Annotated in this window: 4 protein-coding genes; 2 read left to right on the top strand and 2 right to left on the bottom strand. The window is 36.7% G+C overall.

Going from position 1 to position 2,100, the window contains the following annotated elements; all coding sequences use genetic code 11:
* On the bottom strand, positions 1 to 890 hold an 890-nt coding region (locus tag P8M52_RS03460), incomplete at its 3' end, for an aldo/keto reductase (RefSeq protein WP_300307371.1).
* Between the two features lie 108 nt (positions 891 to 998).
* On the opposite strand from P8M52_RS03460, the gene P8M52_RS03455 reads away from it, so the two are divergent.
* Complete coding sequence (locus P8M52_RS03455; protein WP_300307368.1) at positions 999 to 1,253, top strand: bacteriophage holin; 255 nt, start codon at positions 999 to 1,001, stop codon at positions 1,251 to 1,253.
* A gap of 135 nt (positions 1,254 to 1,388) precedes the next feature.
* Here P8M52_RS03455 and P8M52_RS03450 read toward each other — a convergent pair whose 3' ends face one another.
* Positions 1,389 to 1,595, bottom strand: a complete 207-nt coding sequence (locus P8M52_RS03450; protein ID WP_300307364.1) for a hypothetical protein — start codon at positions 1,593 to 1,595, stop codon at positions 1,389 to 1,391.
* A gap of 321 nt (positions 1,596 to 1,916) precedes the next feature.
* On the opposite strand from P8M52_RS03450, the gene P8M52_RS03445 reads away from it, so the two are divergent.
* A partial coding sequence (locus P8M52_RS03445) for a chorismate synthase (protein ID WP_300307361.1) occupies positions 1,917 to 2,100 on the top strand: 184 nt, incomplete at its 3' end.

The raw sequence follows: 2,100 nt of genomic DNA, 5'->3' as shown, positions 1-2,100 counted from the left end.
TTCCCATCTCCTTCCCATGTTATGTGCGCGTGCTTACCACTTGGATTACTAGAAACTGTGAAATTGTCGGGAGTTAGAGGCAGCTCTTTTCCGTAATAGTATTCAAAGCCATCAAATATATTTACTCTGCCTTGCGTTTTTGAATCATTGATATATTTGGCGCTTAAATGTCCAAATGCCATTGGCGAATAAGCCAATAATGGCACATTCTCCCTATAACCCATTTCTCGCAATGAAGAGTCATAGGTGCGATTAATAAGGTTGTAAGCATTTTGCATGCTAACAACTCGAGGCAAACTCTCTCGCTCAGCCGTATTTAAAAACTGCATTAAACCCCAAGACCATTCATTTGAAAGGCCAATGTGTCTAATTTTTCCTTCGGCAATCAGCTCAGACAATACTTCTAGCGTCTCAGCAAAAGCAGTGTATTCTCGCTCTTGTTCTGGATCAAACAAATACTTGCCAAACATTGGTGTGTTGCGTTCTGGCCAATGTAGTTGGTATAAATCAATATAGTCTGTTTTTAAACGCTTCAATGAACCTTCTAAAGCATTACGCAAATTAGTGCGATTAAACGCATGCTCACCCCCTCTAACCCAAGGCATGCCACGTGCACTGCCTGCTGCTTTAGTGGCTAAAATAATCTTATCTCGTGGGGTTTTTTGAATCCAGCTACCAACAATGTTTTCAGTTGAATAAGCAGTTTCAGCACGTGGCGGTACTGGATACATCTCAGCAGTATCAATAAAATTAATACCTTGATCAATTGCATAATCCAATTGTTGATGACCTTCTTTTTCAGTATTTTGCTGTCCAAAGGTCATGGTGCCTAAACAAATATTAGACACTTTTAAATCGCTATCGCCCAGTTGGTTATATTGAATAGACATGTAATAACTCAATCATCAAAAAAGGCGATATATTAACACGATACAACCCTTTAAAGATAATCCTAAGGGGTAGAATGTCAATTATCAAAGAAAAATAAGGAGTAATACATGACTCAAAAACTCGATACAAAAGCTGTTGCACTTGCCCTTGGGGTTATGTGGTCATTGGGTGTTTTTTTTATGTCAATAACCGCATTAGTCACAGAAAGTTATCTGCACAATATGGTGGATTTTCTATCAACGGTTTATCTAGGATATTCACTCAGTTTTAGCGGCGTAGTGACTGGTATGGTATGGGCATTTATTGATGCTGCGATTGGTGGCTGGCTCTTGGCATGGCTATATAACAAACTGGCGAAATAAAGCTCTAGATGAGTACTTCCTAAAACCTTAAACCCTTGACCATAGGTGTATTTTATTTTTTTGAGTTAAGCAATGATTGCACGAAAAAAAAGCTTCACCAAAAAGTAAAGCTTTCATTAAAGCATGTTGATTATATTAAGCAACATCCATATTCATATCTGCGCCCAATTCCTTTGCTGAAATAGTTCTATCAACTTCCTGCTCAAGATCTTTAATACGCTTTTCCAATACAGAAACAATATGCTCACGAGTATGCAGATGTTCAATATTAGTATTTGTCATATCAAGACAATGTTTAATTGACTGCAACTCTTCAAGTAGATTCTCTTTACCTATTTTCATAACATTTCTCCTTTTTATAAAACTTCAATTTAATTATATAACAAATTTATTGTACAAAAAATAATTTATTGTACAATAGTTATACTGGCGTTAACCCTAAAAAATGCACTAGAAGTTTCAAAAGATCTAATGATCATTTAAATAAACAATTAAAGAAAGTGATTAATTTATCTCACTCAACTCTAGCTTCGTCTAAGCACCTTGTAGATATTTACGCATTAAGCTTTAGAGAAATTTACTAACATAGTTGTATAACAAACAAATGAAATAAGCCTCTAGCTAGGTATAATCAAATTTATATTAAAAACGTAGGTTATCTACATGTCAGGCAACTCTTTTGGAAAATTATTTACAATAACCACTGCGGGTGAATCTCATGGTGAGGCATTGGTGGGCATTGTTGATGGTTGCCCACCTGGTATGGACTTATGTGAAGCCGACCTTCAAGGGGATCTTGATTTAAGAAAGCCTGGCACTTCTCGCCACACTACGCAGCGCCGAGAAG

Source organism: Candidatus Thioglobus sp. (assembly GCF_029243085.1).
GTDB lineage: Bacteria > Pseudomonadota > Gammaproteobacteria > PS1 > Pseudothioglobaceae > Thioglobus_A.
Note: the sequence above shows the minus strand (reverse complement) of the source record. Positions and strands in the feature narration are given on the sequence as shown.

Coding starts and splice junctions, on each gene's coding strand:
- P8M52_RS03455 (WP_300307368.1), top strand. CDS start 999: ATGACTCAAAAACTCGATACAAAAGCTGTTGCACTTGCCCTTGGGGTT.
- P8M52_RS03450 (WP_300307364.1), bottom strand. CDS start 1,595: ATGAAAATAGGTAAAGAGAATCTACTTGAAGAGTTGCAGTCAATTAAA.